This is a genomic window from Actinoplanes palleronii, assembly GCF_016862315.1.
Lineage (GTDB): Bacteria > Actinomycetota > Actinomycetes > Mycobacteriales > Micromonosporaceae > Actinoplanes > Actinoplanes palleronii.
Genome location: NZ_BOMS01000128.1, coordinates 45,925 through 71,413 on the forward strand (window position 1 = coordinate 45,925; position 25,489 = coordinate 71,413).

The 25,489-nt window shown below is 71.2% G+C and carries 20 protein-coding genes; 11 read left to right on the forward strand and 9 right to left on the reverse strand.

The window, feature by feature from the left end; all coding sequences use genetic code 11:
• Positions 1-190 precede the first annotated feature (190 nt).
• Together Apa02nite_RS38140 and Apa02nite_RS38145 are read left to right on the forward strand one after the other, a co-directional pair.
• Positions 191-1,117 (forward strand): phosphatase PAP2 family protein, encoded by a 927-nt coding sequence (locus Apa02nite_RS38140; protein ID WP_067696534.1) that lies wholly within the window; start codon positions 191-193, stop codon positions 1,115-1,117.
• Entirely contained in the window at positions 1,114-1,755 is a 642-nt protein-coding gene (locus tag Apa02nite_RS38145) for a YflT domain-containing protein (RefSeq protein ID WP_239164827.1), read from the forward strand. The genes Apa02nite_RS38140 and Apa02nite_RS38145 overlap by 4 nt, the downstream gene beginning before the upstream one ends.
• Before the next feature lie 1,125 nt (positions 1,756-2,880).
• Here Apa02nite_RS38145 and Apa02nite_RS38150 read toward each other — a convergent pair.
• Complete coding sequence (locus Apa02nite_RS38150) at positions 2,881-3,669, reverse strand: RNA polymerase sigma factor SigF (RefSeq protein ID WP_203829381.1); 789 nt, start codon at positions 3,667-3,669, stop codon at positions 2,881-2,883.
• 270 nt (positions 3,670-3,939) lie between these two features.
• Here Apa02nite_RS38150 and ppgK point away from each other — a divergent pair, with 270 nt between their 5' ends.
• Complete coding sequence (gene ppgK, locus Apa02nite_RS38155) at positions 3,940-4,710, forward strand: polyphosphate--glucose phosphotransferase (RefSeq protein ID WP_203829382.1); 771 nt, start codon at positions 3,940-3,942, stop codon at positions 4,708-4,710.
• Positions 4,710-5,177 (forward strand): PPOX class F420-dependent oxidoreductase, encoded by a 468-nt coding sequence (locus Apa02nite_RS38160; protein ID WP_067696281.1) that lies wholly within the window; start codon positions 4,710-4,712, stop codon positions 5,175-5,177. The genes ppgK and Apa02nite_RS38160 overlap by 1 nt, the downstream gene beginning before the upstream one ends.
• Positions 5,178-5,402: 225 nt before the next feature.
• Here the strand turns inward: Apa02nite_RS38160 and Apa02nite_RS38165 are convergent, their stop codons facing one another.
• Positions 5,403-6,005 (reverse strand): hypothetical protein, encoded by a 603-nt coding sequence (locus Apa02nite_RS38165; RefSeq protein WP_067696284.1) that lies wholly within the window; start codon positions 6,003-6,005, stop codon positions 5,403-5,405.
• Between the two features lie 446 nt (positions 6,006-6,451).
• Between Apa02nite_RS38165 and Apa02nite_RS38170 the strand changes: the two genes are divergently transcribed.
• The 4 genes from Apa02nite_RS38170 to glgB are packed head-to-tail and all read left to right on the forward strand — an operon-like array spanning position 6,452 to position 13,669.
• A complete protein-coding gene (locus tag Apa02nite_RS38170; protein ID WP_203829383.1) occupies positions 6,452-8,416 on the forward strand; it encodes an alpha-1,4-glucan--maltose-1-phosphate maltosyltransferase in 1,965 nt (654 codons plus the stop codon).
• Positions 8,417-8,427: 11 nt separating this feature from the next.
• Positions 8,428-10,185, forward strand: a complete 1,758-nt coding sequence (gene treS / locus Apa02nite_RS38175) for a maltose alpha-D-glucosyltransferase (protein ID WP_067696287.1) — start codon at positions 8,428-8,430, stop codon at positions 10,183-10,185.
• Positions 10,182-11,495, forward strand: coding sequence for a maltokinase N-terminal cap-like domain-containing protein (locus Apa02nite_RS38180; protein ID WP_203829384.1), 1,314 nt, complete (start codon positions 10,182-10,184; stop codon positions 11,493-11,495). Before treS ends, Apa02nite_RS38180 begins: the two co-directional genes overlap by 4 nt.
• Before the next feature lie 23 nt (positions 11,496-11,518).
• Positions 11,519-13,669 carry a 1,4-alpha-glucan branching protein GlgB gene (gene glgB / locus Apa02nite_RS38185; RefSeq protein WP_239164828.1) on the forward strand — a complete coding sequence of 717 codons (2,151 nt, stop codon included), beginning with the start codon at positions 11,519-11,521 and terminating at the stop codon, positions 13,667-13,669.
• Between the two features lie 41 nt (positions 13,670-13,710).
• Here glgB and Apa02nite_RS38190 read toward each other — a convergent pair whose 3' ends face one another.
• The 3 genes from Apa02nite_RS38190 to Apa02nite_RS38200 form a co-directional block, all read right to left on the reverse strand.
• Positions 13,711-14,274 (reverse strand): GNAT family N-acetyltransferase, encoded by a 564-nt coding sequence (locus Apa02nite_RS38190; protein ID WP_239164830.1) that lies wholly within the window; start codon positions 14,272-14,274, stop codon positions 13,711-13,713.
• A gap of 88 nt (positions 14,275-14,362) precedes the next feature.
• Positions 14,363-16,687, reverse strand: coding sequence for a discoidin domain-containing protein (locus tag Apa02nite_RS38195; protein ID WP_203829386.1), 2,325 nt, complete (start codon positions 16,685-16,687; stop codon positions 14,363-14,365).
• A gap of 101 nt (positions 16,688-16,788) precedes the next feature.
• A complete protein-coding gene (locus Apa02nite_RS38200; protein WP_067696295.1) occupies positions 16,789-17,508 on the reverse strand; it encodes a PP2C family protein-serine/threonine phosphatase in 720 nt (239 codons plus the stop codon).
• 245 nt (positions 17,509-17,753) lie between these two features.
• On the opposite strand from Apa02nite_RS38200, the gene Apa02nite_RS38205 reads away from it, so the two are divergent.
• A complete protein-coding gene (locus Apa02nite_RS38205; protein WP_203829387.1) occupies positions 17,754-20,255 on the forward strand; it encodes a Tex family protein in 2,502 nt (833 codons plus the stop codon).
• A gap of 94 nt (positions 20,256-20,349) precedes the next feature.
• Here Apa02nite_RS38205 and Apa02nite_RS38210 read toward each other — a convergent pair whose 3' ends face one another.
• Entirely contained in the window at positions 20,350-22,221 is a 1,872-nt protein-coding gene (locus Apa02nite_RS38210) for a serine/threonine protein kinase (protein ID WP_239164829.1), read from the reverse strand.
• 248 nt (positions 22,222-22,469) lie between these two features.
• Between Apa02nite_RS38210 and Apa02nite_RS38215 the strand changes: the two genes are divergently transcribed.
• On the forward strand, positions 22,470-22,718 hold the full coding sequence (locus Apa02nite_RS38215; RefSeq protein WP_203829388.1) for a PspC domain-containing protein: 249 nt from the start codon (positions 22,470-22,472) through the stop codon (positions 22,716-22,718).
• Positions 22,719-22,785: 67 nt separating this feature from the next.
• Positions 22,786-23,058: a hypothetical protein gene (locus tag Apa02nite_RS38220; protein WP_203829389.1), complete on the forward strand. Its 273-nt coding sequence runs from the start codon at positions 22,786-22,788 to the stop codon at positions 23,056-23,058.
• Here Apa02nite_RS38220 and Apa02nite_RS38225 read toward each other — a convergent pair.
• From Apa02nite_RS38225 to Apa02nite_RS38235, 3 genes are read right to left on the reverse strand one after another with little or no spacing between them, the layout of a single operon-like run.
• Positions 23,055-23,591, reverse strand: coding sequence for a TlpA family protein disulfide reductase (locus Apa02nite_RS38225; RefSeq protein ID WP_203829390.1), 537 nt, complete (start codon positions 23,589-23,591; stop codon positions 23,055-23,057). The genes Apa02nite_RS38220 and Apa02nite_RS38225 overlap by 4 nt on opposite strands.
• Positions 23,592-23,617: 26 nt before the next feature.
• Positions 23,618-25,096: an NADH-quinone oxidoreductase subunit NuoF family protein gene (locus Apa02nite_RS38230; RefSeq protein ID WP_067696302.1), complete on the reverse strand. Its 1,479-nt coding sequence runs from the start codon at positions 25,094-25,096 to the stop codon at positions 23,618-23,620.
• On the reverse strand, positions 25,093-25,365 hold the full coding sequence (locus tag Apa02nite_RS38235; protein ID WP_203829391.1) for a hypothetical protein: 273 nt from the start codon (positions 25,363-25,365) through the stop codon (positions 25,093-25,095). The genes Apa02nite_RS38230 and Apa02nite_RS38235 overlap by 4 nt, the downstream gene beginning before the upstream one ends.
• Between the last annotated feature and the right edge of the window lie 124 nt (positions 25,366-25,489).

A 25,489-nucleotide genomic window follows, 5' to 3' on the forward strand; every position in this document is an offset into this window, starting at 1 on the left:
GTCCCCTTCGGTCCGGATGTCGTCGTTCGTCTACGAAGATCCGGTCCGGGTGGTGCGTAGCAAGAGCGCAACAGGGTGCGAGTAGGTTGCTGTGATCTGTGAGGCGGATGTGACCCGCGACGCGCTTGAAAACCGGCGCTTCGGGGAAAGCCCGTGACCACATCCGAGCGTTGATGATCAAGGAGTGGCGATGACTGTGGTCGCACCACGTCAGGCACGCGGCGACACCACGGCCCCGAGCGGCAGCTCGACCACCCCGAGCCGGTGGCACGCCATATCGCCGCTGCTCGTCGCCCTGCTCGCAGCGGGCGGCGCCGCGCTGATGTACGAGGTGTTCATCCGTACCGGCCTGGGCCAGACCGTGGACACCAACGCCATGCGCGGCGGCGACGTGCACCACGAGCAGTTCACCGAGGTGCTCAGCCGTACGCTCAACGCCACCCAGCTGGTCGTCCTCGGCGTGGTCTGCCTGATCGCGGTCATCGTCGGCGCGCTGCGCCGGCGGTTCGACCTCGCGATCGGCGTGGTCCTGCTGGTGATCTCCGCGAACATCGCGGTGCAGCAGCTCAAATCGCACCTGGGCCGCCCCGACCTGGACGGCTCGGGGATGTCCAACTCGTTCCCCAGCGGGCACACCGCGGCCGCCGCGTCGGTCGCCTTCATCCTGATCATGGCGTTCCCGCGGGCACTGCGCGGCGCCATGGGCCTGCTCGGCGCCACCTACGTCACGATCGTCGCGGTCGCGACGGTCTGGGCCGAGTGGCACCGCCCCAGCGACACCATCGCGGCCCTGCTGATCGTGCTGGCCTGCGGCTCGCTGATCATCTGGGTGATCCGGCTGCGCCGCTTCGGCAACCCGCGCGCCTCGTTCACCCCGGCCCGGGTGGCCACCCTGCCGCTCACCCTGGTCGGCGCCATCTCCACCGCGGCCGCCCTCTTCGGGCTGGCCACGCTGGCCGTGTCCGAACGCGTCATGCCGGACCTGGTGTCCGGCCGGTTCGCGTTCCTGACCGGCGTGGCGGGCATCGTCGCCGCCGTCGCCGGAACGTTCTATTTCTGGGTCCGGCTCACCGCGGGTGACCCGCTGCCCGGACCTGTCGAGGGAGGCACCACATGACCAGCCCCACACCCGCTTCCAGCCCCGCTTCTGATGGCACCTCCGCAGCGGCCACCGGCACCCCGCCGATCGTCGACGAGCCGGCCGCCGCCGCACCGGGCACTTCCGGCGGCACGGTCCCGCCCGGCCCGGCCGGCGTTCCGCTGCTGCCCGCGCAGACCCCCGGCCGGAAGGGCCACACCGGCCCCACCGTGGTCGTCGGCACCTACGCCGACTACCCACTCGCCCAGCAGGCCGTCGACCACCTCTCGGACAACAAGTTCCCGGTCGAGCGCACCTCGATCGTCGGCACCGACCTGCGCCTGGTCGAGACGGTCCTGGGCCGCCTCACCACCGCCCGGGCCGCGGCGGCCGGCGCGGCCAGCGGCGCCTGGTTCGGCCTGTTCATCGGCGTCCTGTTCGGCCTGTTCAGCGACTCGAACTGGTTCGCGGTCATCCTCACCACGGTCATCGTCGGCGGCGTCTGGGGCGCGATCTTCGGCGCCATCGCCCACGCCGCCACCGGAGGCCGCCGCGACTTCAGCTCCCGCAGCTCCCTGCAGGCCGCGCAGTATGCGGTCATCGCCGACGCGGACGTGGCCGACGAGGCCCGCGCCCTGCTGGTCCGCCTGAACTGGAAGGCCAGCGGCGCGGAGTAACCGCCCAAACAAGATCAAATTCAAGAACGGGATGTCGTGCCTCCGCTGGGGTGCGGACCGCCGCTCCCGCCGGGACCCCTGCGGGCTTCGCTGGCCGCTGGCGCGTCCAGAACGCGAAGCCCTCCGGGGCGACGCCCGCGGGTGGTCACGGAAAACCGCTGGTGGTGGGGGCGCGGCGAAAAGCGCGGCGTCCACAGTCCGGCACCATCCACAGGACACCACCCCACCCCTCCCCTCCCCCGCCACACTGTCTGTGGGGGAGCCCCCAGGGAGGGGCGGGCCCTGCGGCTGGGCCAAGATCGCCACAGCCGCGCCCGGCTCCACCCGCCCAAGCGAGGCGCACCCCGTGAGCGTGTGAAGTTACGGCGCGCTCCGCACCCAAACTCCCCACACAGCGACCGAAACCACCGACCGTGTGAAGTTACGGCGCGGATCGCACCCAAACTCCCCACACAACCGCCGAAACCACCGACCGTGTGAAGTTACGGCGCGGAGCCGACCCGGCCACGACCACCGCGACTTCACCCAGCGGGTCGAATGACTGCCGAAGTCCCCAACAGCCCGGCAAGAGCCAGCCACAACCGCCCAGCTGGTGCTCACGGCCGACAAAACGGACCCGAGACACCCCTCCACGCCAGCCGAGACCGCCCGGCTGGTCCTCAGGGCTGTCAAAACGGACCCGAGACACCCCTCAGCGCCAGCCGAGACCGCCCCGAGACCGCCCAGCTGGTGCTGAGGGGTGTCAAAACGGACTTGAGGCACCACTGAGGACCAGCTGGGGCTTGAGACGACCGTGGGGACCAGCCGGGGAATGCCGCGCCGGGCCACGGGACGGCAACGCGGCGTATCCCGTACGCAAGCTGCCCCCGATGACCTCGCACCGGACCCACCACCCGGGACCGAGCACCCACCCGGGACCGCGACCGGCGCAGCGGACCGCCACCGGCAGACTCCGCCGCCCAGCCGCCCGCAGCCACCCAACTGCCAGCAACCAGCCGGCGAAACACCAACCGGCGAGACACCAACCGGCTGGACACCAGCCGGCCGGGCAGCAACCGCGGCAACGCCGGGAAAACCGCGAGCACAAGCGGTGCGGAGAGAACCCCCCGCACCGCCCGGGACCGGTCAGAGCTCGTTCGCCAGCTGACTGCGCAGCTTGCCGAGCGCCTTGGTCAGCAACCGCGACACGTGCATCTGGGAGATGCCGATCTGGTCGGCGATCTGCGACTGGGTCAGGTTGCCGTAGAACCGCAGGGTCAGGATCTTCTGCTCGCGCTCGTCCAGGGACGCCAGCGCCGGCCCGAGGGCGACCCGGGTCTCGGCGAGTTCGTACTCGTGGTCCTCGCCGCCGAGGGTGTCGCCCAGCTCGGTGCTGCCGTCGGCGCTGATCGGGGTGGAGAGGCTGGTGGCGTTGTAGGCGCGGGCGCCTTCCAGGCCTTCCAGCACGTCGTCCTCACTGATGCCGAGGTGGCGGGCGATGTCCGGGACCAGCGGGGAACGGCCCAGCTTGTGGGTGAGCGTGGCGTTGGCCTCGGTGATCGCGAGGCGGAGCTCCTGCAGGCGGCGCGGGACCCGGACCGACCAGGTGCGGTCGCGGAAGTGCCGCTTGATCTCGCCGATGATGGTCGGGATCGCGTAGCCGGCGAAGTCGACGCCGCGCTCCGGGTCGAATTTGTCGACCGCTTTGATGAGGCCGACGGTGGCAGTCTGCACCAGGTCGTCGGTGGGCTCACCGCGGCCTGAGTACCGGTTGGCCAGATGCCGGGCGAGAGGCAACCACGCCTCGATCGCCCGGTCCCGCAGCCGGGCACGGGCCCGGCCGGCCGGCGCGACGGCCATCGCGGCCAGCAATTCGGTGGCGGTCGCCTCGGGTGAGAGGTGCGCCGGCGGGGTATACGGCTCGGTGACTGTCATGGGTGGTCCTCCATCAGCGGGCAGAGAGCCGTGCCCGCACGCGGCGACCGTTCTGAAAGTGCAGTGCCTCTGAGACGCAACGCTAGCCGACAAGCCTAGGCCTGCCTAGCCGAAAGTATGAGTGACATTACGTGAATGCGGGATCTACAGAGCGGATTCATCCTAGGGAGTCACCCGCTCTTCCGCAGGGGCGCGCAGGATTTGCTGTCGGGCCCTCGTGGTAGACAGCACGGCAGAGTGACCAGCAGCAAGAAGACGGGAAGACAACGGATGACCATCCTCGGCATCGACATCGGCGGCTCGGGCGTCAAGGGAGCACGGGTCGACACGGTGCGCGGCGAGCTGCTCGACGAGCGGTTTCGCGTGCCCACCCCGCAGCCCGCTGACGTGGACAGCGTGGTGGACGCGGTCGCCGAGGTGGCCGCCCAGTTCGAGGGGTTCGACAGCGTCGGCGTGACCTTCCCCGGCGTGGTCGTCGACGGTGTCACCCGCACCGCCGCCAACGTGCACAAGTCCTGGATCGACGCGCCCGCCGCGGAGCTGTTCCGCGAGCGGCTGGGCAAGCCGGTGACGGTGCTCAACGACGCGGACGCGGCCGGCGCGGCCGAGGTGGCGTTCGGTGCCGGGCGCGACCAGTCCGGCCTGATCATGATGGTGACCCTGGGCACCGGCATCGGCACCGCGCTGTTCCTCGACGGCGTGCTGCTGCCGAACACCGAGCTCGGCCACCTGGAGATCGACGGCAAGGACGCCGAGTTGCTGGCCTCCGACCGGATCCGCGAGTCCGAGGACCTGAGCTGGGAGAAGTGGGCTCACCGGGTCAGTAAGTATCTCCGTCACGTGGAGATGCTGCTCGCCCCGCGGCTGTTCATCATCGGTGGCGGCGTCAGCAAGAAGTCGGAGAAGTATTTCCCGCTCCTGGAGGTGCGCACCCCGATCGTGGCGGCCACCCTGCTGAACAACGCCGGCATCATCGGCGCGGCCGTGTCCGCCGGCCAGGCGCACACCCTGGACACGATGACCGCCGGGCAGGCCGGCTGATGGCCCGCTCGATCGCCACGAACACCACGGTGAGCCGCGAGGAGCTCGTCGCGTTCCTGCGCCCGCGGCACCACGCGATCCTGATGACGGTCCGCCGGGACGGCCGCCCGCAGTCCTCGCCGAACACCTGTGGCGTCGACGCCGAGGGCCGGATCGTGATCTCCAGCTATCCGGAGCGCGCCAAGGTCGCCAACCTGCGGCGCAACCCGCAGGTCACGCTCTGCGTGCTCTCCGACGAGTGGAACGGGCCGTGGGTCCAGGTCGACGGCACCGCCGAGGTGATCGAGCTGCCGGAGGCCGTCGAGCCGCTCGTCGACTATTTCCGCAGCATCTCCGGCGAGCACTCCGACTGGGAGGAATACCGCCAGGCCATGCGCGACCAGGGCAAGTGCCTGATCCGGGTGACCATCGACTCCTGGGGCCCGCTCGCCACCGGCGGCTTCCCGCCCCGGCTGGCCGAGAGCTGACGTGGCATAAAGACAAGCCGAGAGCTGACCTGGCATAAAAACAAGCCGAGAGCTGACGTGGCATAAAGACAAAAGGCCGCGCGGCCCGGCACCCCAGGAGGACGAGGGTGCCGGGCCGCGCGGCTTCCAACCCGCTTCCCGCGCTGTCCGGCGGGCCTGAGCCCCAGCGCACCGTACGAAGAGGGTTGAGCGCGATCCCTGCCGAGCGGAGCGAGGCCGGCAAGCTCAGCTGGTCTGGTTGCCGCCGAGCTGCGCGAGACCGTCCGACGGGACCTCAGCGTCCAGCAGATAGAGCAGCGTGTCGCGGTGCATGGCGGCGATCGGGTCCAGCAGGTCGGGATGACGCAGCAGCGTGGCGGCCTCCCGGTCCCGGGCGTCCGGCTGCAGCAGCCGGCGGAACTCGGTGGGCAGCCCGCCGGCGCGGCGCGAGTGCGGCCGCGGCCGGGGCTCCGGGATCGGCATCGCGGCGATCACCGAGTCGACACCGCGGCGGGCCAGCATCGGGTCGGCGAGCAGGCACGCGGCCCAGCTGACGACGACCTCGTCGACCCAGGTGCGCCAGCCCTCACCCTCGGCGAACTCGTCCTCCGGCTCGCTGCCGGCCTTCCAGTCCAGCACCGCGGAGCCGCCCGGCCCGGCGATGGCGACCAGCGCGGCGTCGATCTCGGTCGGGTAGCGCAGCCAGGCGGCGACCGTCACGGCCTGCCGGGCCTGCAGCTCGGCGAGCGTGTGTGCGACCGTGTTCGACTCCCCACCGGGGTACGCCCGGGCCAGCCAGTGGGTGCTGGCGGCGATCACCGGGGACAGTGCGGTCGACGGTCCGGCCACGACGTTCTCCTTGCCTCAGGCGCCGCCGATGCGTCGGTGGCGTCACCGGAATAGCTCGGTCGCGCCGCACCCGCCGTTAGCAGGGTTCCTCGATGGCAACGCACGGCAACCGACACACTCCCGAGCGGGAGATACCGCCGGCGCGGGCGGTGGTCATGACCGAGGGGCGACACCCGGCAGGCGACGGGGAGGTCACCCATTCCGGGGTACGCCGTGAGCGCGCGTGCCGGGCGCGGGGTGGAGCTGTAACGCCCAGGTGAACTTGTCGTGTTTTCCAGCGGCGCGCGGCCGCGTATGGATGCGAATCGGTACGGGGTCTCCGGTAGGTTTGGCGGTAACGGCGATCGGCCGTTTCAAAAACTCCACTCCGGAGAAGTCATAGGACGACCGTGGTGGTTTTTCCGGTCGCCGGGTCCTGCCCAGCCCCTCTGACTACGGTGGAGATCATGACCGGTCGCTTCCCCATCGAAGACGTGACACCGGCGGTGTCCGGTGGCCGCTACCCCGCTAAAGCGGTGGTCGGCGAGCTCGTACCGGTATCCGCGGTGTCCTATCGCGAAGGTCATCACGCACTTGGTGTGAATGTGGTATGGCGCGGCCCCGACGGGGAGACGCAGCCTTTCACCCGAATGACCCCCGGTGCGCCGGGGCTCGACCAGTGGCACGCCACGATCCGGCCGGACCGGGTCGGCCGGTGGACGTTCACCGTGGAGGCGTTCGACGATCCGTACCGGACGTGGCGCGACGCCGTGGTGAAGAAGATCGGCGCCGGGCAGGGCGCCGAGGACCTGGCGAACGACCTCGCCGACGGTTCCGACGTGCTGGACCTGGCCACCAAGATCGTGCCGGCCGAGTTCGAGGAGCGGGTCCGCGACGCGGCCGCCGCGCTGCGCGACGAGCAGCGGTCGCTGTTCTCCCGGGTCACCCCGGCGCTCGACCTCGAGGAGCTGCTCTGGCACAACCCGGTGCGGCACCTGGTCACCACGACCCGGTCGTTCGCCGTCTGGGTGGATCGCACCCGGGCGCTGTACTCGGCGTGGTACGAGTTCTTCCCGCGCTCGGAGGGCGCCGTGGTCGGGCCGGACGCCACCCCGATCAAGCACGGCACGTTCCGTACCGCCGCGGAGCGCCTGCCGGCCGTCGCGGCGATGGGCTTCAACGTCGTCTACCTGCCGCCGATCCACCCGATCGGCAAGATCAACCGCAAGGGCCGGAACAACACCCTGATCGCGCGGCCGGAGGACGTCGGCTCGCCGTGGGCGATCGGGTCGGACGAGGGCGGCCACGACGCGATCCACCCGCAGCTGGGCACGCTCGAGGACTTCATCGCGTTCCGCGAGAAGGCCGAGGAGCTGGGCATGGAGGTCGCGCTCGACCTCGCCCTGCAGGCCGCGCCGGACCACCCGTGGGTCAAGGAACACCCGGAGTTCTTCACCACCAAGGCCGACGGCACGATCGCGTTCGCCGAGAACCCGCCCAAGAAGTACCAGGACATCTACCCGATCAACTGGGACAACTCGTACCGCGCGCTGCGCGACGAGGTGTACCGCGTGGTGATGCACTGGGTGAACGCCGGCGTGAAGATCTTCCGGGTGGACAACCCGCACACCAAGGCGGTCAACTTCTGGCAGTGGCTGATCCCGAAGGTCAAGGAGACCGACCCGGACGTGCTGTTCCTGGCCGAGGCGTTCACCCGGCCGGCCATGATGAACGGGCTCGGCAAGATCGGCTTCACGCAGTCGTACACGTACTTCACCTGGCGCACCACCGCCGCGGAGATGCGCGAGTACATGCAGGAGCTGCTCACCTCGATCGACTGGATGCGGCCGAACTTCTGGCCCAACACCCCGGACATCCTGCACGAGTCGCTGCAGCACGGCGGCCCGGCGATGTTCAAGATCCGCTCGGTTCTCGCGTCGATGCTCACCCCGTCCTGGGGCCTGTACTCCGGTTACGAGCTGTTCGAGCACGTGGCCCGGCCCGGCGCCGAGGAGTACATCGACAACGAGAAGTTCGAGCTCAAGCCGCGCGACTACGCCGCCGCCGAGAAGGCCGGCCGGTCGCTCGCGCCGTACCTCACCAAGCTGAACCGGATCCGCGAGCAGAACCCCGCGCTTCATTGGCTCCGCAACCTGCGATTCCACGAGATCGACAACGGCTCGCTGCTGTGTTTCTCCAAGCGTGACCCGGAGACCGGCAACACCGTGCTGGCGATCGTCTCGTTCGACTCTGCCAACGTGCAGTGGGGTAACACCACTCTGGACATGCCGGCGCTCGGCCTCGACTGGCACGAGCGTTTCACCGTGATCGATCAGATCAGCGGGGCGACGTACGAGTGGGGGCAGTACAACGCGGTCCGGATCGACCCCTATGTCGAACCGGCGCACATCTTCGTGGTGCAGGCGGGGTAAGGGGACACCTGATGGAGTTGACGAGCGAGCACGACCCGGCAGAGGGCAGTCACACCGAGGACGGCGTGGTCGAACACCCGTCCGCGGACGACTTCGGCCATGCCCGGGCGCTGCCGGCGGACCGCACCTGGTTCCAGCGTGCGGTCTTCTACGAGGTTCTGGTCCGGGCGTTCTACGACTCCGGATCGGACGGCGGCGGCGACCTGCGCGGCCTGATCGAGAGACTGGACTACCTGCAATGGCTCGGCGTCGACTGCCTCTGGCTGCCGCCGTTCTACGACTCGCCGCTGCGCGACGGCGGGTACGACATCCGTGACTTCTACAAGGTGCTGCCCGAGTTCGGCACGGTCGAGGACTTCGTGGCGCTGCTGGACGCGGCGCACAAGCGCGGCATCCGGGTGATCACCGACCTGGTCATGAACCACACGTCCGACTCGCACCCGTGGTTCCAGGCGTCCCGGCACGAGCCGGACGGCCCGTACGGGGACTTCTACGTCTGGAACGACACCAGCGACAAGTACCAGGACGCCCGGATCATCTTCGTCGACACCGAGGAGTCGAACTGGACGTTCGACCCGGTGCGGCGGCAGTTCTACTGGCACCGGTTCTTCTCGCACCAGCCGGACCTCAACTACGAGAACCCGGCCGTGCAGGAGGCCATGCTCGACGTCCTCCGGTTCTGGCTGGACCTGGGCATCGACGGGTTCCGGCTGGACGCGGTGCCGTACCTCTTCGAGGAGGAGGGCACCAACTGCGAGAACCTGCCGGCCACCCACGCGTTCCTCAAGCACTGCCGCAAGGTGATCGACGACGAGTTCCCGGGCCGGGTGCTGCTGGCCGAGGCGAACCAGTGGCCGGCCGACGTCGTCGAGTATTTCGGTGACGCGAAGTCCGGCGGCGACGAGTGCCACATGGCGTTCCACTTCCCGCTGATGCCGCGGATCTTCATGGCGGTGCGGCGCGAGTCGCGCTTCCCGATCTCGGAGATCATGGCGCAGACGCCGGCCATCCCGGAGAACACCCAGTGGGGCATCTTCCTGCGCAACCACGACGAGCTCACGCTCGAGATGGTCACCGACGAAGAGCGCGACTACATGTTCTCGGAATACGCCAAGGACCCGCGGATGAAGGCCAACGTCGGCATCCGCCGCCGGCTGGCCCCGCTGCTGGAGAACGACCGGAACCAGATCGAGCTGTTCACCGCCCTGCTGCTGTCGCTGCCCGGCTCGCCGGTGCTGTACTACGGCGACGAGATCGGGATGGGTGACAACATCTGGCTCGGCGACCGCGACGGTGTGCGTACCCCGATGCAGTGGACGCCGGACCGCAACGCCGGCTTCTCCACCGCGACTCCCGGCCGGCTCTACCTCCCGGTCAACCAGGATCCGGTGTACGGGTACCAGGCGGTCAACGTGGAGGCCCAGCGGGACAGCGCGACGTCCCTGCTGAACTGGACCCGCACCATGCTGGCGGTGCGCCGCAGGCACGAGGCGTTCGCCGTCGGCACGTTCCGTGAGCTGGGCGGATCCAACCCCTCGGTGCTGGCCTACCTCCGGGAGTACGGCGACGACGTGGTGCTCTGCGTGAACAACCTGTCGCGGTTCCCGCAGCCCATCGAGCTCAACCTCCAGCACTGGAACGGGTACACCCCGGTGGAGCTGACCGGGCACGTCAACTTCCCGCGCATCGGCCAGTTGCCGTACCTTCTGACCCTCCCGGGACACGGTTTCTACTGGTTCCAGTTGTGCGGGTCTGAGGAGAAGCAATGACGCTGCCCTACGCCGAATGGTTACCGACACAGCGCTGGTACGCGGGACGCAGCCGGGTGCTCGCCTCGGTGAAGCAGGCCTCGGCCACCCCGCTGGGTGACAGCCTCGAGCTGGTCCTGCTCGACGTCTCGTACACCGACGGCAGTTCGGAGCGCTACCAGCTGGTGGTGGCGTACGGATCCCTGCCGATCCCGGAGTACAGCGCGGTGGCCACGATCGGCACCGACGACGCGGGCCGGACCGGCTACGACGCGCTCTACGACGCGTCGGCCGCCCGGCACCTGCTCGAGCTGATCGACAGGTCCGAGCCGGTCGGCGACCTGATCTTCACCAAGGAGCCGGGCGTCGACCTGCCGCTGGACAGCTGGCCGCGGGTGTTCGACGCCGAGCAGAGCAACACCAGCGTGATCTTCGAGCAGGACGCGATCCTCAAGCTGTTCCGCCGGGTCACCTGCGGGATCAACCCGGACATCGAGCTGAACCGGGTGCTGGGCCGGGCGGAGAACCCGCACGTGGCGCGGCTGCTGGGGTCGTTCGAGGCCTCCGACGATGGTGGCCAGTGTTCGCTGGGTATGGTCACGGCGTACGCGGCGAACTCGGCCGAGGGCTGGGCGATGGCCACCGCGTCGGCCCGTGACCTGTTCGCCGACGCCGAGCTCGCCGCCGACCAGGTGGGCGGGGACTTCCAGGGCGAGTCGTACCGGCTGGGCGAGGCGGTCGCCTCGGTGCACCTGACCCTCGCCGCCGAGCTGGGCGCCGGACCGGCGCCGTTCCCGCTCGACGCGGTCCTGGCCCGGCTGCGCACCGCCGCCAACGCGGTGCCCGAGCTGCAGCAGCACGTCCCGGCGATCACCGAGCGGTTCACCGCGCTGACCGGTGAGCAGGTGACCGTCCAGCGGGTGCACGGCGACCTGCACCTCGGCCAGGTGCTGCGCACCCCGGAGGCCTGGCTGCTGATCGACTTCGAGGGTGAGCCGGGCCAGCCACTGGACGAGCGACGGCTGCCGGACTCACCGCTGCGCGACGTGGCGGGCATCCTGCGCTCCTACGAGTACGCGGCCTACCAGCTGCTCGTCGACCAGGACGACGACGAGCACCTGGCGGCCCGGGCCCGCGAGTGGGTCGACCGCAACCGGGCCGGGTTCTGCGACGGGTACGCGCACGCGGCCGGCATCGACCCGCGCGAGCAGGCGGCGCTGCTGGCGGCATACGAGCTGGACAAGGCGGTCTACGAGGCCGCGTACGAAGCCCGGCACCGTCCCGGATGGCTGCGGATCCCCCTGCGGTCCATCACGCGGCTGGTCGGCTGAGACCCCCTGTGAAGGAAGCGAAGATGATCGGGCACACCACCCCTGCGCTCGCCGCCGACCAGCGCGCGATGAACGCGGTGATCTCCGGCGACACCCACGATCCGCACGCCGTGCTCGGCGCGCACCCGGGCGGGGGCCACACCGTCATCCGGACCCTGCGCAAGGGCGCCGAGAAGGTCACCCTCCTGGTCGAGGGCGAGCCGCACGAGATGACCAAGGTCCACGACGACGGGATCTTCGCGGCCGAGCTGCCCGGGACGGTCCTGGACTACCGGCTCGACGTGGACGGGACGCAGCACGACGACCCGTACCGGCACCTGCCCACCCTGGGCGAGCTGGACCTGCACCTGATCGGTGAGGGCCGGCACGAGAAGCTGTGGACGGTGCTCGGCGCCCAGGCGCGCGAGACCGGGGTGGCGTTCGCGGTGTGGGCGCCGGGCGCCCGCGGTGTCCAGGTGGTCGGCGACTTCGCCGGCTGGGGGCCGCAGGACGGCTGGCCGATGCGCTCGCTCGGCTCCAGCGGCGTCTGGGAGGTCTACGTCCCGGCCGCGCACACCGGCACCAAGTACAAGTTCAAGATCCTCGGGCGGGACGGGGTGTGGCGTGAGCACGCCGACCCGATGGCCCAGCACAACGAGATCCCGCCGGCCACCGCCTCGGTGGTGTTCCAGTCCTCGTACGAGTGGCAGGACGCCGCCTGGATGCGCGAGCGGGCGACCAAGTCCTGGCACCAGGAGCCGGTCAGCTGCTACGAGGTGCACCTCGGCTCGTGGCGGCCCGGCCTGTCGTACGTGGAACTGGCCGAGCAGCTGGTCGCGTACGTCGTCGAGACCGGCTTCACCCACGTCGAGCTGATGCCGGTGATGGAGCACCCGTTCGGCGGCTCGTGGGGCTACCAGGTCACCGGGTACTTCGCGCCGACGTCCCGGTTCGGCAACCCGGACGAGTTCCGGTTCCTGGTCGACAAGCTGCACGAGGCCGGCATCGGCGTGATCCTGGACTGGGTCCCGGCGCACTTCCCGAAGGACGAGTGGGCGCTGGCCCGCTTCGACGGCACCCCGCTCTACGAGCACGGCGACTGGCGGCGCGGCGAGCACCCGGACTGGGGCACGTACGTCTTCGACTTCGGCCGCAAGGAGGTCCGCAACTTCCTGGTGGCCAACGCGCTCTACTGGTGCGAGGAGTTCCACGCCGACGGCCTGCGGGTCGACGCCGTCGCGTCGATGCTCTACCTGGACTACTCGCGCAAGGAAGGCGAGTGGACCCCGAACCAGTACGGCGGCCGGGAGAACCTGGACGCGATCAGCTTCCTGCAGGAGATGAACGCGACCGTCTACAAGAACCACCCCGGCGTGATCACCATCGCCGAGGAGTCCACCGCGTGGCCGGGTGTCACCCGCCCCACCCACCTGGGCGGCCTGGGCTTCGGCTTCAAGTGGAACATGGGCTGGATGAACGACACCCTCTCCTACATGGAGAAGGAGCCGATCCACCGGCAGTGGCACCACCACCAGATGACCTTCGCCACGGTGTACGCCTGGAGCGAGAACTACGTCCTGCCGATCAGCCACGACGAGGTGGTGCACGGCAAGGGCTCACTGACCGGCAAGATGCCCGGTGACCAGTGGCAGAAGCTCGCCAACACCCGGGCGCTGCTCGGTTTCATGTGGGCGTTCACCGGCAAGCAGCTGCTGTTCATGGGCGCCGAGATGGGCGACCTGCGGGAGTGGAGCGAGGAGCGCGGCCTCGACTGGGACCTGCTCCAGGACCCGCAGTTCGGCGGGATCAAGGGCCTGGTGAGCGACCTGAACCGGGTCTACAAGCAGTCGCCGGCGATCTGGACGCAGGACACCTCGGCGTCCGGCTTCCGCTGGATCACCAGCGACGACTCGCAGCACAACACGTTCTCGTTCGTCCGCTTCGCGCCGAACGGCGACACCCTGGCGTGCATCGTCAACTTCGCCGCCGTCCCGCACGACAACTACCGGATCGGCCTGCCCCGGGCCGGCCGCTGGACCGAGGTCATCAACACCGACAGCGAGCTGTACGGCGGCTCCGGCGTCGGCAACATGGGCGCGGTCGAGGCCGAGCACATCCCGTGGCACGGCTTCGACTCCTCGGCGGCCCTGCGGGTGCCGCCGCTCGGCGCCCTCTGGCTCAAGCTGGAGAGCTGATCGTCGCGGGCGCGTCCTCGGCAGAGGGCGCGCCCGCTCGGTCAGACCAGGTCGGCGTCGAGGTGCGCGGCGGAGTCGCGGGCCAGCCACTCCTGGTCGAGGATCCCGAAGATCAGGTCGTCGGTCCACTCGCCCTTGATGAAGGTCTGCTGCCGCAGCAGCCCCTCCCGGGTGAAGCCGAGCCGCTCCATCAGCGCCGCCGACGCCACGTTGCGCGCGTCGCACTCCCCCATCACCCGGTGCAGCCCCTGCAGCCGGAACAACCGGTCCAGCACGGCGCTCACCGCCTCGGTCGCCAGACCCCTTTTCTGGTACGCCGTGGCCAGCGTGAAACCGATCTCCGCCTGCCGCCCGTTGTCGTGCAGCCGCACCGCCACGTCCCCGACCAGCACCCGCTCCGCGGTCAGCTCGATCGCGTACTGGAACCAGCCCGGCTTGTCCGGCGAGCTCTCGGCGAAGTTCCGCACCGCGAGGTCGGCCTTGTTCAGCGGGAACGGCGCGTCCCACGACTGGTACCGCGCCACGCCCGGATCCGACCGGTACTCGGCGAGCGCCACCGCATCCGACGCCCGAAACCTCCGCAGGATCAACCGCTCCGTAGCCATCAGCACCCGACGAGGATACGTCGCACCGCCGGTGGAAACGCTGCGGCGGCAGTGGCGGGGCGCCCCGGAGCCGGATGGATCGGGTGGGTCAGGAGCCGAGCAGGATGTCGTCGACGACGATGACGTCGCCGACCGGGGCGGTGCCGCCGCTGGCGAAGGCGTACCCGAGCAGCGCGGTCGTCCCGGTGGCCGTGGGCGCGACGGCGGTGGCGACCACCGTGCCGCCCACCGCGACCGTCGCGGCGGCCGGGGTGGCCTGCACCCGGATCGTGCTCCACCGGCCGACCGGCACCACGCCGGCGCCGGTGAGCGCCCGCCAGGCCGACCCGTCGTACCGGGCCAGGCTGCCGTCGGTGCGGACCGCGAAGTGGTACGCCACCACCGACGCGCCGGCGCTGGTGCGTCCCAGCACGTCGACGAGGAATCCGCTGGTCAGCGCGACCGGCTCGGCCCGGAACTCCAGCGTGCGGGTCGCCGCGGCGGCGGCCGGCCAGGCCACCTTGGCCATCGCGGTCGCCGACGAGTCGGACAGCCGCAGCGCCCGGCTGCTGCCGTCGACGCCGCTGCGGGTCACCCACGCCTGGCTGAGGTCGGTGAAGCCGCGCGGCCGGTTGTTCACCGGGTCGTTCTCGAACGAGTTCACCGTCGAGTACAGCTCCAGCTCGTTCAGGAACACGCAGCCGGCGCCGAGCTCGGCCTCGCACGACGCGGACGGGTCGACGACCACCCGCAGGTAGCGCGCCGTGACCGCGGCCAGGGTGAAGTACTCCAGCGCCAGGTGCGTCCGGTTCGCCGCGGTCACGATCGGGGCGCCCCAGGTCACGCCGTCGGTGGAGGCGTAGACCGTGGCGCTGGACGCCAGGCCGTGGCGCAGGCTGAGCCCGAGCCGGGTGAGCTGGTACTCGCGGTCCAGCCGCAGCTCGTAGGTGCCCGCTCCGCTGCCGGCCGCCCGTACCGCGCTGGACCAGTAGTCGGTGCTGCCGTCGAACGCGCCGGCCGGGCCGGTGCGCGGGTGCGCCCCGGGTGCGGCGGTCAGGTCCGTGGTGACCTGCACCTGGCCGAGGCGGTACTTGGTGGCCAGGTCGATCTTGCCGACGTCCGGGGTGAGGACGTCGACGTAGCGGCGCCAGATCCGGTTGCCGTCGTCGATCGTGTACCCGCTGTCCCCGGCCGGGCAGGACCAGGTCACGTCGCAGTTGTCACCGACCTGCAGCAGCCGGTTGCTCTCCACCCCGGCCACCGCGGTGTTGCCGGTCGAGCCGTGCGAGCGGTACCCGGTGGTCGGGCAGTTGCGGTAGGTCAGCTGGCCGACCCAGCCGGTGCCCTGGCCGTTGGTGGAGATCGCCACCCAGTTGTCCGGCCGCCCGCTGCTGAGCACCATCACGCCGTTCGGCATCAGCTGCAGCTGCGGGAAGATGCCGAGCAGCTTCGGGTTGGCGTCGTCGAACTGGTCGTACCCGTTCGGGAACGACACTGCGAGGGTCTGCGGGGCGGCCCAGGTGGCGCCGCCGTCGGTGGACGTCGTCCAGCGCGGGGTGTCCAGGTTGAAGGCGGTCGTGCCGTTCCAGAGGTGGTGCCGGGTCACCGCGAGCAGCTTGCCGCTGGGCAGGGCCGCGATGCCGGCCTCCGGGTAGCCGTGCGTGCCGGTGCTGTCGTAGGCGATGGTGCCGCGGGTGACGAAGCTGCGCCCGCCGTCGGTGCTCGCGGCCACGTACGACGCGTGCTGCCCGGCCCGGCCACCGCCCGGGTGGTTCGCGCCGAACGAGAGGTAGTAGCTGACCAGCACGGTGCCGTCGCCGAGCTGCAGGGGCGCGCCGTGCGTCCGGATGCCGCCGTCCAGCACGGCGCCGCCGAGCTGCACGACGGCCGGGGTGGTGGTCCAGGTGAGACCGCCGTCGGTGGACCGGTGCACGCCGAACGTGGCGCTGCTCGTGGTGATCGCGGCCGGGATGAAGTCGATGCCGAGCAGCGACCCGTCCCGCAGCGAGGTGACCGGGACACCGGGGTCGTGGGCGTAGGAGGCGGCCGGGAACGTGAGCCCGCCGTCGGTGGAGGTCACCTGGCCGGGCGGGGTCCGGTCGGTGCCGACGTCCAGGCCCTCGCTGAAGGTGGCGGTCACCGTCCGGCGCGGGCTGCCGTCCGCGTTCACCTCGTCCCGGGCACTGACCTTGGGGAAGGCCGCCTGGGCGCCGGTCGTGGCGTGGACCGTGCCCAGCTCACCGGCCCCGCCGACGTTCAGCACGTAGTCGGTGGCGCTGGGGCCGGTGCCGGAGACCGGGCTGCCGGTGACCGGGGTGGCGCAGGTCGCGTCGTCCGAGGTGGCCGCGTGCGCCGCGGACGGCGGCAGGGCGAGCCACCCGGACACCGCGATGAGTACCGCGACCGTCAGTGCTCCCGTGGATCTGCGTGACATCAAGTCCTCGTCTCATGCCGGATCGACGGCACGAGACTAAGGAGGAGATCGATGCCCCGCGCTACCGGGGCCGACGACGGGCGTCGATGTTCACCGAGTGTTCAGACCTCCACGACGTCGGCGATGATCACGGTGACGTTGTCCGGGGCGCCGTTCTCCAGGGTGCGGTTGACCAGCTCGGCGGCGCAGGTGCGCCGGTCCGGGTTGTCGCGCAGGGTCTGCGCGATCACCGCGTCCTCCACGTAGTCGGACAGGCCGTCGCTGCAGAGCAGGTACCGGTCGCCGACCCGGGCCGGGATCATCCGGCCGGCCGGGCGGAACGGGCCGCCCTGCACGGCCTGGGTGACCAGCGCCCGCTGCGGGTGCCGGCGGGCGTCGTCCGGCGTCAGCACGCCTTGGTCGACGAGCGCCTGCACATACGTGTCGTCGCGGGTGAGCTGCTGGAAGTCGCCGTCGCGCAGCAGATAGCAGCGCGAGTCGCCGACGTTCAGCGCGGCCAGCCGCTCGCCGGAGAGCAGCAGGGCGGTCACCGTGGTGCCCATCCCGTCGCGGGCGTCGTCGTCGGCGACGGCCTTCTCGATCTGCTTGTTCGCGGTCTGCAGCGCCTCGATCAGATCCTGTAGGGGCTCCCCGGTGTCCGGCTTCTGATCGACCTCGCCGAGCGCCTGAACCAGGATGTCGCTCGCAAGCTCGCCGGCGGGCAACCCGCCCATGCCGTCCGCGACCACGAAGAGGCGATTGCCAACGAAGACAGCGTCCTCGTTGTTGGACCGGACCAGGCCCTGATCGGTGGCGGCGACCGCCCGGACAGCAAGCGTCATGGTGCAAGAGTGCCAAAGCCCCGTTGGGTTGTCTCTAGTAAACGTGCACCTCCGCGTACGGCGTGTCGGGCGATCCGGCGTTTCCGCAGGTCACGACGGTGCACGCGGTGGGGCGGTTCACCCGTGGGCCGAACTTGCGCGCGGCGCGGCGCGCCGGGCGGCCCGCCGCCGTACGGGTGATCATCTTCTCGGCGGTCTGCGGGGCGGCGCGACAAGCTCCGGCGGACTCGGTAACAATCGTCACCGTGACGACAGCGATCCATCAGCGCATTGCCTCCGAGCTCGGGGTCCGCGAAGGGCAGGTCACCGCCGCGGTCGAGCTGCTCGACGGCGGGGCCACCGTGCCGTTCATCGCCCGCTACCGCAAGGAGGTGACCGGCACCCTCGACGACACGCAGCTGCGCAACCTCGAGGAACGGCTGGGTTATCTGCGCGAGTTGGAGGACCGGCGGGCCGCGGTGCTGGAGTCGATCCGCTCCCAGGGCAAGCTGGACGAGGCGCTGGAGCAGCAGATCCTCGAGGCCGACACGAAGGCCCGGCTGGAGGACATCTACCTGCCGTTCAAGCCGAAGCGCCGGACCAAGGCGCAGATCGCCCGGGAGGCCGGCCTGGAGCCCCTCGCCGAGGGTCTGCTGTCCGACCCCACGGTCGACCCGAAGGCGGCCGCGGCGGCGTTCGTGGACGCCGAGAAGGGTGTCGCCGACGCGCAGGCCGCGCTGGACGGCGCCCGGTCGATCCTGATCGAGCGGTTCGCCGAGGACGCCGACCTGATCGGCGAGCTGCGCGAGCAGATGTGGACCCGGGGCCGGCTGGTCGCCAAGGTCCGCGACGGCAAGCAGACCGACGGCGCCAAGTTCTCCGACTACTTCGAGTTCGGCGAGCCGTACGCGAAGCTCCCCTCGCACCGCATCCTGGCGATGCTGCGCGGCGAGAAGGAGGAGGTCCTCGACCTCACCATGGAGCCGCACCCGGAGGAGGACGAGGGCTACTTCGAGGGCCGGATCGCCGGGCGCAACGGGGTCACCGACCACGGCCGGCCCGGCGACAAGTGGCTGATCGACACGGTCCGCTGGGCCTGGCGCACCCGGATCCTGATCCACCTCGGCGCCGACCTGCGGGTCCGGCTGCGCGAGGCGGCCGAGGACGAGGCCGTCCGGGTCTTCGCCGCGAACCTGCGCGACCTGCTGCTGGCCGCCCCGGCCGGCACCCGCACCACGATGGGCCTGGACCCGGGTTTCCGCACCGGCGTGAAGGTCGCCGTGGTCGACGCGACCGGCAAGTGCGTCGCCACCGACGTGATCTACCCGCACGTGCCGCAGAACAAGTGGGACGAGTCGATCCACCGGCTGGCCGCGCTCGCCTCGAAGCACCAGGTCGACCTGATCGCGATCGGCAACGGCACCGCGTCGCGGGAGACCGACAAGCTCGCCGCCGAGCTGATCAAGCGGCACCCGGAGGCGAACCTGACCAAGGCGGTGGTCTCCGAGGCCGGCGCGTCGGTCTACTCCGCCTCCGCGTACGCCTCGCAGGAGCTGCCCGGCATGGACGTGTCGCTGCGCGGCGCGGTCTCCATCGCCCGCCGCCTGCAGGACCCGCTCGCCGAGCTCGTGAAGATCGACCCGAAGTCGATCGGCGTCGGCCAGTACCAGCACGACCTGTCCGAGGTGAAGCTGGCCCGCTCGCTGGACGCGGTGGTCGAGGACTGCGTGAACGGCGTCGGCGTGGACGTCAACACCGCCTCCGCGCCGCTGCTCACCCGGGTCTCCGGGATCACCGCGGGGCTGGCCGAGAACATCGTGATGCACCGCGACCAGAACGGCCCGTTCCGGAACCGCAAGGAGATCAAGAACGTCGCCCGGCTCGGCCCGAAGGCGTTCGAGCAGTGCGCCGGCTTCCTGCGCATCCGCGACGGCGAGGACCCGCTCGACTTCTCCAGCGTGCACCCCGAGTCGTACCCGGTGGTCCGCACGATCGCGGCCGACGCCGGCGCCGAGATCAAGGCGCTGATCGGCAACAGCCCGCTGCTGCGCGCCGTGCGGCCGGACAAGTTCGTCACCGAGGCGGTCGGCCTGCCGACCATCACCGACATCCTCAAGGAGCTGGAGAAGCCGGGCCGCGACCCGCGTCCGGCGTTCACCACGGCCACCTTCGCCGAGGGCGTCGAGAAGATCGCCGACCTGACGCCGGGCATGGTCCTGGAGGGTCAGGTCACCAACGTGGCGGCGTTCGGCGCGTTCGTCGACATCGGCGTGCACCAGGACGGCCTGGTGCACGTGTCGGCGCTGTCCGAGAAGTTCGTGCAGGACCCGCGCGAGGTGGTCAAGTCCGGTGACGTGGTCAAGGTCCGGGTGCTCGAGGTGGACCCGCAACGCAAGCGGATCTCGCTGACCATGCGGCTCTCCGACGAGCCGAACCGGGGCCGGCAGCCGCGCGAGGACCGCGGCGGGCAGGGCGGTCAGACCGGTCAAGGCGGTCAGAACGCCCAGGGCGGCCCGCGTGGCGGTCAGGGCGGACAGGGTGGCCAGCGCGGCGGCCAGGGCGGTCAGCGTGGCGCTCAGGGCGGTCAGGGCGGCCAGCGCGGCGGCGGCCAGGGTGGTCAAGGCGGTCAGCGCGGTCAGGGTGGCGGCCAGCGCGGCGGCCAGCCGCGGCAGGGCGGTGGCCAGCGCGGTGGCGGCAGCAGCGGTGGCGGCTTCGGCAACGACGCGATGGCCGACGCGCTGCGCCGGGCCGGGCTGACGAAGGACTGACGGCAGGCAGGGCTTCCGGTCACGGCGATTTTCTCGTACGTACGGAAGCCCCGGCCGCAGCCGCAACCCGCGACGAGCCGGGACGGGCGAGCGGTCAGTTATAGATCTTGATGTCGCTGAAAGCGACCTGGTACGGGCCCAGCGCGGGGGCGTCGCGCTCGCTGAAGACGCCCAGGTGCAGCTGGCCCGCGCCGAGATCCTTCTCGGTCAGCGCGGCCGAACCCACCTCGGCGCCGTCGCGGCTCACCGTCACCGTGCCGCCCCGCACCCGCAGGGTGATCCGGGTCGGCTCGGCGTTCAGCGCGATCGGCTCGGGCAGCACGAACGTCCGCAGCGTGCTGACGTCACCGTCGCTCTGGTGCAGCCCGACGTAGATGTGGTTCTCGCAGACCCGGGCCTGGTAGCCGTGCAGTTTCGGCACCCGGACGAACCGGAACCAGATCCCGGCGCAGCTGCCCGGCGCCTCCAGGCGCACCCCGACCTCGGCGGTCAGGTCGGCCGGCAGCACGTCGGCCGGACCCTTGCAGCGGTACACGTCGTTGTTCTCCCGGACCGCCACCAACTCGCCGCCGACGAACGCGCAGTGCGCGCCCTGGTTGACCGGCGCCTTGTCCAGAGCGGTCGGGATCCAGAACTTCGGGGCGGCCAGCGCGTCGCTGATCAGCGGAGCGCCGAGCGCGGCACCCTCGGTCACCCGGGGCGTGGCGGCCGCATCCTTCGCCGCGTCGCCGGACCGGGACTTCATCACCGCGGCCGCGATCGCGATGCCCGCCACCAGCGCCACCGCGAGCAGGGCCACCGCGGCCGGGAGCACCCAGCGGCGCGCCGGCTCGGGCGACCGGGAACCGCCGGACACCGTGGTCGAGGCGGCCGGCGAGATCGGCACCGTGACGATCGAGTTCTCGTCGTACCCGACCAGACCGGGCGGGATGTCCAGGACCGGCGCCGTGGTCGCCCCGGCGGCGGTCGCGGCGACCGGCGTGGTCACCGGCGCGGCGGTCCGGCCGGTCACCGCGAACCCGGTCACCGCCTGCGCCTCGACCGCCGCGGCCTGCAGGTCGGGCTGGTCGGCCAGGGCGGCCGCCACGGCCGCCGGGTGCTCGCCGGAGATCAGCAGGTCGAGCAGCTCCCGGGCGCTGGGCCGGTTGGCCGGGTCCTTCTCCAGGGCGTGCGCGACCAGGTTGCGCAGCGGGCGGTTCAGGCCGTGCAGGCGGGGCGGCTGGGTGAGGATCCGGGCCGCGGTGGCCGGCGGCGAGTCCGCGTAGAACGGGGTCTTGCCGGTCCCCGCGTACGTCACCACGCTCCCCCAGGCGAACACGTCCGCGGCCGGGGTGATGACCGGGGTGTCCGCGTCGGTGTTGAACCGCTCCGGCGCCATGTACGCCACCGTGCCGACCATCTGGTCGGGCCGGGTGTTCTCACTGGCCATCGCCATGGCGCGGGCGATCCCGAAGTCGATCACCTTGGGGCTGCCCGGCGCGAGCAGCACGTTGCGCGGCTTGAGGTCACGGTGGATCACGCCGGCGCCGTGGATCGCGGTCAGCGCGGTGGCCACGCCGATCGCCACGCTGTGCAGGTTGGCCGAGGTCAGCGGGCCGCGCTGCTCGACCACCTCGGCCAGGGTGGGTCCGTCGACGTACTCCACCACCAGGTAGGGGCGCTCGTGGTCGGGGTCGGCGTCGAGCACCTCGGCGGTGCAGAACGGCGGCACCTGCCGGGCCCGGTCCACCTCGCTGCGGAACCGGCGGCGGAACTCGTCGTCGTGCGCCAGGTCGAGCCGGACCACCTTGACCGCGACCAGCACGTCGCTCTTCTGCCGGCGGCCCAGATAGACCGTGCCCATTCCGCCCTCGCCGAGGCGGCCGAGCAGCTCGTAGTCGCCGAGCATGCCCGGATCGTGCGGACGCAACGGTTGCGTCCGTTCCCCCGGCAACGTGCTGTCGACCATGTTCTTCGCGCCCCCCATATTCCCCGCTGGCACTGTAACGGGCGGCTCCGCGGTCGCAGTAGACCCGGTGGCCCGGTTGGCACCGAACCGACACCAGAAATCGAGGGCCTTCCGGGGTGGCTCCGCGACGGCTCTGCGGGTCAACCCTGAGAGCGCGGATCAGGGGGCGATCCGGGCGGTGCCGGATGGAAAGTGCCGTATCCGGGTAGCAAGCTTGAGGCATGACTTCCCCACCCCGGGGACGAGACGAAGGAAAGCGAGACCCCATGAACGCCGTGCACGACACGATGGCCCGCCAAGGTCTGGTCCGCCCGCGTGACGGCCGCATGGTAGGCGGCGTCTGCGCCGGTCTCGGCCGGCGCTTCGGGCTCGACCCGTGGATCGCCCGCCTGCTCTTCGTGCTGATCCTCTTCGTGATCCCGGGCAGCCAGATCCTGGTCTATCCGATCCTCTGGATCCTGATGCCGTCCGAGCAGACGGAGTTCTCGGCGACCACCCCGCCGGCCACCTGGTGACGCACCGGGCCGGGACAGCCTCGCTGTCCCGGCCCGGCTTCTTCCGTGCTGATGTGAGGAGCGCCGCATGACCGTCGTCGCCACGCTGGTGATCGAGGGACCGTCCCGGTCGCTCACCACCCTCGCCCGCGCCGTCCCGATCACCGTGGACGGCCAGGCCAAAGGTCAGGTGCGGGCCGGCAAGCGGCTGACGCTGGCCCTGGCGCCCGGCTCGCACACGGTCCGGGCACACGGCGGCGCGGAACTGCCGGTCCGGCTCGGGCCGGGCCTGACCACCCGGGTCCGGGTGGAACGCGACGCGGCCGGCCGCTGGCACGTCACCGACGCCGGGCCGGGCTAGCCGGCCAGCTTCTTCAGCGCCGCGGTGAGCTGCTGGTCGTCCAGGTAACTCCGGGTGACCATGGTGCCCGCGGCGTCCAGCAGGACGTAGGTGCTCTGCTCGAAGATCGCGAAGCGCTTCCAGATCTTGCCGGTCGGGTCGTTCAGGTGGGTGACCGCGCCGACGTCCATGTCCGCGACGAACTCACGCATGGCCTTGGTGGTGCCCATCCCGGCGACCCCGAGGAAGGTGAGCCGGCCGGCGTATTCCTCCTGGTCGTCGGCCACCGACTGGGCCTCGCCGGCGCAGGTGGCGCACCAGGGCGCCCAGAACCACAGCACGGCCGGTTTCCCGGCCAGCTGGGCGGCGTCGTAGGTGGCGCCGTCCAGTGTCGTACCGGAGAACTTCAGCGTCTCGGGCACCGGCGGGGCCGGCGGCGAACCGGCCACCGGTGACCCACCGGCGGCCGGCCGTGCGGCCGCCGGAGGCGACGTGGCACAGCCGGCGGCCAGCATGGCCAGCGGAAGCGTCAGCAGAGCCCGACGGGTACCCACCAGCGCTCCTTCCGGCATCGGTGTCACTAGTGGGCCGCGGCGGCCGGGTCGATCAGCCGCAGGGCCAGCGCCGGGCAGACGTTGACGGCCTTGCGGGCGCCGTCCTCCAGCCACGGCGGCAGCGGCGTCTGCGGGAACGCCGGGAAACCGTTGTGGTCCAGCCGGATGATCTCCGGGGCGACCGCCGAGCAGAGCCCGTGCCCGTCGCACCGCGACCAGTCCAGCGCCAGCCTCCGGGCGCCCTTCTCCGCGGTGTACGGCAGCGGCAGGATGCCCCGCACCTGCTTCCCGCAGCCCTCCCCGTTCGCGTGCGCCTCGACGTCCTTGTGGAACACCTCGAGCGCGGAGAGCGCGAACCGGGACGTGCCGTCCGGGTGGCTGCACGCGCCCCGGCCCTTGACCAGACCGGCCGCCTGACGCACCTGCTCCAACGCGGAACCGCCGAGCGACACCAGGGTGACCGCCCGGGCCAGGTCCGGCAGGCCGAGCCGGCACGGGCCGCACTGCCCGGCCGACTCACCGGCGAGATACTGCACGACCTGGGCGACCTCGCCGAGCGCGCAGGTCTTGGAGCCGATCGGGATCAGCATGCCGGCGCCGAGCGTGCCGCCCACCTTGGCGAACCCCTTGCGGGAGATCGTCACGGTGGCCGCCTGCTCCGCGCTGATCCACTTGCCGTGGTAGCCGCCGACCAGCAGGCCCGGGCCGATGTCCGCGCCGCACATGGTGAGCACGTCCATCAGCGGGGTGCCGCTGGGCGCCTCGACGACCGCGGGCGCGGTGGCCGAGCCGCCGACGGTCAGCATGACCGTGCCGGGCTCCTCCGGAATGCCGACCGAGTTGTACTCCCACGGCCCGAGCCGGGCCGCGATCGCCAGTTGCGAGTACGTCTCGGCGTTGGAGAGCAGGGTGGGCAGGCCCATCACGCCGTTGTCGCTGGACCGGACCTTGCGGCCGGGCGGGATGTGCGCCTCGCCGTTGATCCCGCGGACCAGCGCGCCGCCCTCACCGGAGATGAACCGGTGCGGGACCGTGACGATCCGGGTCGGGCAGGGCATCTTCCGCTCGGCCAGGGCCGCGGTCAGCGAGTTCTGCCCGATGCCGTCGTCGGCGATGCCGATGACGATCTCCTCCGCGTCCAGGGCGGCGGCGGCCAGGGCCGCGCCGTCCAGGATCAGGTGCGGACCGCGGGTCAGGATCGACTTGTCCTTCCAGGACGGCGGCTCACCCTCGGTGGCGTTCACCACGATCACCGGGGGCAGGTCCTGCCGCTTGCAGGAGTCGATCACCGCGCGCACCTTGCGGGCGAACGGGAAGCCCGCGCCGCCACGTCCGCGCAGCTCGATCCGGTCGGCGAGCCCGATCAGCTCACCCGACGAGAGGGCCGCGAACCCGCCGTGCACCTCCTGGTGCGCCTGCAGATCGAGGCGGCCGTACTCGTCGAAGCCCGCGGTGATCCGCGGGACCCCGATCGAGGTGACCGGTGGGACTTGTGCCGTGCTCAATTTGATTCACCGCGCAACTGCGAGAAGTAGGCGTCGTCGTCGTCGCCACCGCGGCCACGGCCACGACGGGACGGCGCGGCGGGGGCGCCGCCACCGCGGACCACCTCGGTGGACGGCCGGCGGGCACGCCGGGATCCGGTGTCGACCAGGGAGTCGTCATCGGTGTACTGGTCGTCGGCCAGGTCGACGAACTGGCTGCGGCTGTGCCGGCCGTCGTCGGCGCGGCGGCGGCCACCGGTGGGTTCCTCCTCCTCGTACCGGGGGGGCACGCGGGCGGGGGGTCTCCTCGTACACCTCGTCGGCACGACGGCGGGCACGCGGAGCGGCCTCCTCGTAGTAGTCCTCGTCGGCACGGCGGCGGGCCCGGGGGGCGGGCTCGTCGTCGTCGGCGTA